This is a genomic window from Coleofasciculus sp. H7-1 (assembly GCF_057473865.1).
This window is the reverse complement of record NZ_JBYCCT010000052.1, coordinates 1-7,387: the sequence shown is the minus strand read 5'-3', so window position 1 is coordinate 7,387 and position 7,387 is coordinate 1. Positions and strand designations below refer to the sequence as shown.

Sequence of the window (7,387 nt, the reverse complement as noted above, 5' to 3'; positions counted from 1 at the left end):
CTTGGCTTTCAAACTATTATTTTTTCTAGGTTCGGTGCGCTTCGGTGTCGCTTCACTTTCGCTTGCTCTCCCGACCGCTTTATTAATGTAGCAACCTCTTACCAACTCTGTCAACTGTTTTGAAAAATTTTTTTGATAATTTCTGAAAAGCCCAAGGGGCGCAGCATTTGCGCCACAATGGGTTATGCATTGAGCGCCTGAGGAAAGGAATCTGTGAATTTTCAGTCGGTGATTGCTACATTGCATAAGTTCTGGAGCGATCGCGGTTGCCTGATCGCTCAGCCCTACGATATTGAGAAAGGGGCAGGCACCAAGAATCCTCATACCTTTTTAAGATGTCTTGGACCTGAACCTTGGGCTGTGGCTTATGTCGAACCTTGCCGTCGTCCCACAGATGGACGCTACGGCGAGAATCCGAATCGCTATCAACACTATTATCAGTATCAAGTTTTGATTAAGCCTTCACCAGATAATATTCAAGAGATATATCTGGACTCGCTAAGAGCGTTGGGTATTCGTCCTGAGGATCACGATATCCGGTTTGTGGAAGACAACTGGGAGGATGCCACAGTAGGAGCTTGGGGTGTTGGCTGGGAAGTCTGGCTAGACGGGATGGAGATCACTCAGTTTACTTACTTTCAGCAGTGCGGAGGCATTGATTGTAGACCTGTCTCAATTGAGATCACTTATGGTTTGGAGCGATTAACCATGTACCTCCAACAGGTCGATGCATTGACTAAAATTCACTGGACTGATGATCTTACCTATGGAGATGTTCACCTCCAGGGAGAAATTGAGCAGTGTGTCTACAACTTTAAAGCATCCAACCCAGAGTTGTTGTTTACCTTATTTGGTCTGTACGAGCAGGAGGCAGAGCAAACAGCTCAACGCGGACTTGTCTTACCCAGCCTGGATTATGTTTTGAAGTGTTCTCACACATTTAATTTGCTGGATGCTAGAGGAGTCATTTCTGTAACCGAGCGGACGCGCTACATTGGCAGAATTCGCAAATTGGCACGGCGAGTCGCTGAGCTGTACTTGCAGCAACGAGAGGCACTGGGATTTCCGCTGTGTAAACTACAAGAAGCTAAAGAACCAGTCGCTCAAAACTAGCTAGAAATTTGGAGGATAGGTATTTCAGTGGGCTTGGTAAGCCTAAGTGGGGTTTTGGAACGCATTAGCCATCAATTTGACAAACTGGGGATTGCCGAGCCAGTTGTGCCTTGGAGACATCCGCTAATGATGGCGATTGTAATCTTTAGAATAAGCACTTTTGTAGGACTAGCCGAATGGTGCGGACGAATGGTGACGGATGCAGATGTTACTAAAAAAAGTCGAGCTGACCACGACAAACTTGCAACCTGGATTTTTCTGTTAGCGGCAGCAGGCTACACCAGTGGATTATTGTCTCTGGTAATGCAGCAATCAATATTGGAAAGTCTGCATTTTGAGATGGGTTCAATTGTGCTGGTATTGCTAGCCGTTAATGGGATTATCGGTGTGACTGGTTTTGGGGGCAATAAAGCGGTGTTGCGGACAGTTTGTGACCCCTACTTGGGAAGCACAGCCCTCTGTATGCCGTTTCTGCACGCTGTACTGGGCTTGAAGATAGGTTTGACTATCTAATGAACTTAGCCAATGGCGTCATTTTAAGTTTGGCTTATATTCTGGGCTTACTTTCTACGGGATCGCCCTGGGGGAAGTACGGAATACTAGGCTTGGGGATTGGGGCGGCTATTGTCTTACCCCGATTTTGGCGAACCGGCCCGAAATCGAGAGTGTGGCTGGCGGCTGGAATTGTTGGGTGGCTAGCGGCACTTTATTTTCAAGTGCGAGTGCCGCAACCAGCGCCGAATGACATTAGCAAGTTTGTGTCTGCCCAAAATATTAGAGGGCAGGAGCAGGTTGTCACTGTTCAGGGCAAGATTGCGACTCCGCCCCGTCTGACGCAAAGTCAGCGATCGCAATTCTGGCTGGAAGCCTCTAAATTAAATGAGGTCAAGAACGGCGAGAACAAACCCGCTGATGTTAGTCAGGGGGTGACGGGCAAGTTATATGTAACTGTGCCTTTACTGCAAGCTACTGGTTTATATCCGGGTCAAGAAATAGCAGTAACTGGCGTCTTGTATAAACCTAAGCCCGCTGCCAATCCAGGAGCCTTTGACTTTCAGGCTTACCTAAAACGAGAAGGTGGGTTTGCCGGTCTTAGCGGGCGTCAAGTTAGCTTTGCTAATGAACCAGAAAAACGTCCGTGGGGATTCTGGACTATCCGGCGGCGGATCATCCAATCTCAAGTACGTTGGTTAGGCAGTCCAGAGGGTCAGCTGGTCAGTTCGATGGTGTTGGGGAATCAGGCGGTAGATTTACCTTACGATGTTCGCAATAAATTTATCCAGAGTGGTTTGGCTCATGCCCTTGCGGCGTCTGGATTTCAAATTTCTTTAATTCTGGGTGTGGTGGTGGCTCTAACCCAGCGTTTTTCGGTGCGGACGCAATTTATCATTGGGTTCGGTGCCCTAATAGTTTTTGTAGGTCTAACAGGCTTGCAGCCCTCTGTGGTTCGAGCCGGGGTGATGGGAGTCGGGGCATTAATTGCTTTGGCGATGCAACGAAAGGTTAAGCCGGTGAGTTCGCTGCTACTTGCTGCCACTCTCTTATTGCTGTTTAATCCCCTGTGGATTTGGGATTTAGGTTTTCAACTTAGTTTTTTAGCCACTCTAGGATTATTAGTTGCAGTACCGGCGGTTACAAAATGGCTGGATTGGTTGCCACCCGCGATCGCATCCTTGATTGCGCTTCCGATAGCCGTTTTCCCGTGGGTTTTACCCCTACAACTTTATGTCTTTGGTCTGGTATCTCCCTACAGCATCCTGGCAAACATAATCAGCACCCCTTTGATTTCCATCATTAGTATTGGTGGAATTATCAGCGCCTTAGCATCATTGATCTGGCCTTTAGCTGGAAGTGCCTTGGCTTGGTTGCTATATTACCCAACTCAGTGGCTGATTCTGCTAGTACAATTTTTTTCCCAGTTACCAGGAAATTCTGTTGCTGTCGGCACCATCTCTGTTTTGCAACTGTTGACTCTATACGGGCTAATTGCTCTGGCTTCGCTCAGCAAATGGTGGCGTCGGCGTTGGTGGTTTGCGGGTCTAATTGCTGCCAGTTTAGTGGTTGTTCCGGTTTGGCAGACAAAAGTAACTTTGTTTCGAGTCACGGTACTTTCTACAACAGGAGAACCCGTGTTAGTGATTCAAGATAAAGGACAAGTCATGCTGATTAATAGCGGGGATGCCACAACAGCTAGTTTTACCGTGCTACCTTTTTTGCAACAGCAAGGCGTCAATGAAATTGACTGGGCAGTCGCTTTCAATTCTCAGCCTAGCCTCAGAAGTGGCTGGTCTAAGATTTTGGAACGCTTGTTAATTAAAACGTTATATGTTAATAATGCCGCCCTGGGAAGTATTAATGCGGGGTACTCACAAGGGGTTCCCCTACAAACAATGCGCTTGCCACTGGGTCAAAGTGTGCCGGTTGGCTCTACGTCTATCAAGTTAATTAGCGATCAACCGCCAGTCTTGCAACTGCAAATCAGTAACCAGACTTGGTTGCTCTTAGGAAATTTTAAGCCAGAGGAAGATGGAAAAAAGCTAGGGATTATCAAACAATTGCCGCCTACACAGGTGCTTTGGTGGTCGGGAGAGCGCTTACAGGCAGATTTGTTGAAGCAGTTACAACCAAAGGTAGCGATCGCTGCCTCCGCGACTATCGATCCAGAAACGACGCAAGAGCTGCGAAAGAATAAAACTCAGCTTTACTCGACCGATCGTGACGGTGCCATCCAGTGGACTCCCAGTGGTGGATTTGAGACAACCCTGGAGGCAACCGAAAATGACTTAGGGATTAACTATTAACTTGAACAAGTGGTAGTTTTCAGAGTTATGATAGACACTGGAACATCAGCTGTAACACAAGCTAACTTGTTCTTGGAGAGGTGGCAGAGTGGTTGAATGCGACTGACTCGAAATCAGTTGTGGCGGCAACGTCACCGGAGGTTCAAATCCTCTCCTCTCCGTTGATTCAACTAATGCAGTGAGATTGGCTGGACGCCTTCAACACGAGGCATCACGCGACCAATGGCACGGCTGTGCGAATAACCGAGAGATTGGAGTAAGGCAAGACAAGAACTTGCTTGCTCGGCTGGAATCGCAGCTAACAGACCGCCAGAAGTTTGGGGATCGAACAGCAGCGGGTAAGTAGCGCGATCGCTAACTGCTGATAAATTATTAATTTGGCTCGATGCGCGTAAGTTTTGGGGATGGAGAGAGCTGAAAATTCCCATTTGCAGTGTCTCTATTGCACCTTCTAGCACCGGGATTGCATCCATCTCTAATTCAACCGTTATACCAGAGGCTTGAATCATCTCTAATAAGTGCCCCAGCAATCCAAAACCTGTAATATCGGTACAAGCTTTAGCTCCATGTTTTAATAAACACATGGCGGCGGCTTGATTTGACAGCAGCATTGACTGGACGGCATCATCAATCCAGCGACCTTTTACTTGCAAGCGCATCTGTGCAGCAAATAGAGTTCCCGTTCCTAGTGCTTTGGTCAAAATTAGCACCTGACCCGGCTTCATACCGCCTTTTCGCAACAGTTGATGGGGATCGGCTAAACCATTGCAAGATAAACCAAAGACGAGTTCTGCACCTTCAGTTGTGTGTCCGCCGACGAGAGGTGTTTGCGCTTGGTAAAGTACCTTGGCAGCACCCGACAACAGCTGATAAAGAGTCTCCTCCTGCTTTTGTTCTAAAGCATAAGGGATAGTTGCGATCGCTAGCGCACTTTGGGGAGTTGCTCCCATTGCAAAAATATCGCTCAAGCAGTGATTGGCGCTGATTTGAGCGAAGATAAATGGATCGTGGATGAGAGTACGGAAATAGTCGAGGGTATGAACCATCACCCGATCTACTGGTACCCGCACCACAGCAGCGTCATCGGGTGCATCCAGTCCAACTAGGATATCCTCTCTGTCCGTCCATTGCGGTTGTTCCCCCTTGAGCCGGTGCAACACTCGCTCTAGGGTGGTACTGCCGATTTTAGAAGCACAACCAGCACAGCGCATTTGAGTATTGAGAACGGAGGAGTGAGTGCTAAATGAGGCATCAACCGTGAGTGCTGAGTCAGGATTGACGATTTTTTCTGACATTTCTGGCAGATTGCTGAAGCGTGCCATAAATTGACGGTCGATGCGGTCTTTCCAGTGCCAAAACAAGCGGGATTCGCACCCCATAGCTCCCCAGGAAGCGATCGCCTGACCATCCCCTGTACCAATTAAACTAAGATATTGTTTCTGCGGCTTATAAGGTTTGAGTGGTTTCCCCAGTAACGTCCGCCGCAAGTTGTTAAACAGTGGCTTCCCCTGACGCACCGCAAAAACTCCGGCTTTCGGACGAGGATGATGAATCATCGTGGCAATATCACCAGCGGCAAATACTTGGGGGTGAGATAGCGATCGCAAGGTATCATCTACCTGAATAAAACCTTTGGTATCGGTAGCCAATCCAGATGTTTGCAGCCAAGGGGGTGCCGATGCTTGTGTCACCCAAAAAACGCGACACTCAGCAGGAGTCGCAACACTCACGCATTCAACCGCTAAACCAGACTCACAAATAACCTTGTGCGGTTGAACTTCACACACCTTTTCCTCTAGATGCAACTCAACCCCACGCTGGGTTAAAATCTTCTGAAGACGCCGACCTACCCAGCGATTATAGTTCGGTAAAAGCTCAACGCCGCTATGGAATAGATGGATTTCTAGATTTTCTGGAAACTGCTGGGAATGCTCAAACAATTGATGCAGGCGAGATTGCATTGCCAGCGCCAGTTCCACTCCGCCAGCACCTCCACCCACAATGCTAAGTTGTATCGGTTTCTCAGGCGTTTCTGCAACACTTTTCAGCAGTTGATTCCATTCACTTAATAATTTTGCTACGGGTTTAGCTGGAATGGCGTACTCCGCCGCACCTGGTATAGATATTGTGGCTGGGGTACTGCCGATATCAATTGATAACAGGTCAAATGCAACATCTGGATGGTTAGCACAGATAACTTTATTATTTTCCAAATCTAGACCAATCGCTCGGTCAAGATAAAATTGCGCTTGGGCAAATTCGGCAAGGCGTCGCAGATCGATATGACTTTCATCGTAGTCATAAAAACCTGCCACATGACCGGGCAACATACCAGAATAGGGCGTATGAGAAGTGTCTGTAATCAGCGTCAGGCGTACTCCCAGCAACGGTTTCATGCCAAACATTTTCAGCACAATGGCATGGCTGTGTCCGCCACCAATCAGCACTAAATCTTTAACAATCGGAGATGTTACCTGCATCTAAAAGCCAGTGTTTAAATTTTCCAGAGTGACGAGATGCCAGCCCTATAGATCATGGTAATTATTTCAGAGCTGGCAGAGTGCATCGCACGTATCGCGCCGTCGTTCAAGTTACACTACCTTGTGGAACTGCAAAACTGAACATCTAACCTCATGATTGACCTTTACACCTTCACAACACCGAACGGGCGCAAGGCTTCTGTCATGTTGGAGGAAGTCGAGCTTCCTTACAACGTCCATAAGATTGACATCACCAAGGGAGAGCAATTTACGCCGGAATTTGTAGCAATTAATCCGAATAGCAAAATTCCTGCGATTGTTGACCAAGACACTGGCATAACGGTTTTTGAGTCGGGTGCTATCCTGATCTATATAGCAGAGAAAACTGGAAAATTCCTACCTACAGAACAAGAAGCTCGCTTTCAAGTGCTGGAGTGGCTGATGTTCCAAATGGGAAGCGTAGGACCAATGTTTGGTCAATTAAACCATTTTAAGAAATTTGCTCCGGAAAAGATTCCTTACGCAATTGAGCGATATGAGAAAGAAACACTACGACTTTACGGTGTCTTAGACAAACAGCTGGCAGATAGGGAATTTATCTGCAATGAATACTCGATTGCTGATATTGCCACATTTCCTTGGGTTGCTAGCTATGAATTTCCAGGTTTAACCCTAGATAATCATCCAAATCTTAAACGCTGGTTTGAGACAATTCAGCAGCGTCCAGCCGTACAGCGCGGTATGACAGTGCCCTAAGAAGTCAACAGGTAAAAAGCACAAGTAGCGGGAGGGTGGGCACTGCCCACCTATCTATTTTAAGAAGAAGCGATCGCTAATATTTTCAGCTAGTCACAAAAGCGTTATTAGGCGTTGCTGAATTAGGGTATGATGCGAGCGAGAATGCGAGAGGGGAGCCGAAAATGATTTCTTTGATTTTGATAGGGAATTGGAACATCTCCAAATCTGAGATAATGAATTAGTAATCGAATTGAA

Annotated in this window: 5 protein-coding genes and 1 tRNA gene; 5 read left to right on the top strand and 1 reads right to left on the bottom strand. The window is 47.2% G+C overall.

Going from position 1 to position 7,387, the window contains the following annotated elements:
• Positions 1 to 213: 213 nt before the first annotated feature.
• The 4 genes from glyQ (at position 214) to AC2VDX_RS12810 (ending at position 4,075) form a co-directional block, all read left to right on the top strand.
• Positions 214 to 1,113: a glycine--tRNA ligase subunit alpha gene (gene glyQ / locus AC2VDX_RS12825; RefSeq protein ID WP_378179096.1), complete on the top strand. Its 900-nt coding sequence runs from the start codon at positions 214 to 216 to the stop codon at positions 1,111 to 1,113.
• A gap of 27 nt (positions 1,114 to 1,140) precedes the next feature.
• Complete coding sequence (locus AC2VDX_RS12820; RefSeq protein ID WP_378179093.1) at positions 1,141 to 1,626, top strand: DUF4079 family protein; 486 nt, start codon at positions 1,141 to 1,143, stop codon at positions 1,624 to 1,626.
• Positions 1,626 to 3,914 carry a ComEC/Rec2 family competence protein gene (locus AC2VDX_RS12815; protein WP_378179091.1) on the top strand — a complete coding sequence of 763 codons (2,289 nt, stop codon included), beginning with the start codon at positions 1,626 to 1,628 and terminating at the stop codon, positions 3,912 to 3,914. The genes AC2VDX_RS12820 and AC2VDX_RS12815 overlap by 1 nt, the downstream gene beginning before the upstream one ends.
• A 74-nt stretch (positions 3,915 to 3,988) precedes the next feature.
• Positions 3,989 to 4,075 (top strand) — tRNA-Ser (locus AC2VDX_RS12810).
• Positions 4,076 to 4,084: 9 nt separating this feature from the next.
• Here AC2VDX_RS12810 and selD read toward each other — a convergent pair.
• The gene (selD, locus tag AC2VDX_RS12805; protein ID WP_378179088.1) at positions 4,085 to 6,394 is read right to left on the bottom strand and encodes a selenide, water dikinase SelD; all 2,310 of its coding nucleotides are present in this window, start codon (positions 6,392 to 6,394) and stop codon (positions 4,085 to 4,087) included.
• A gap of 153 nt (positions 6,395 to 6,547) precedes the next feature.
• On the opposite strand from selD, the gene AC2VDX_RS12800 reads away from it, so the two are divergent.
• A complete protein-coding gene (locus AC2VDX_RS12800; protein WP_378179085.1) occupies positions 6,548 to 7,150 on the top strand; it encodes a glutathione binding-like protein in 603 nt (200 codons plus the stop codon).
• Positions 7,151 to 7,387 lie beyond the last annotated feature (237 nt).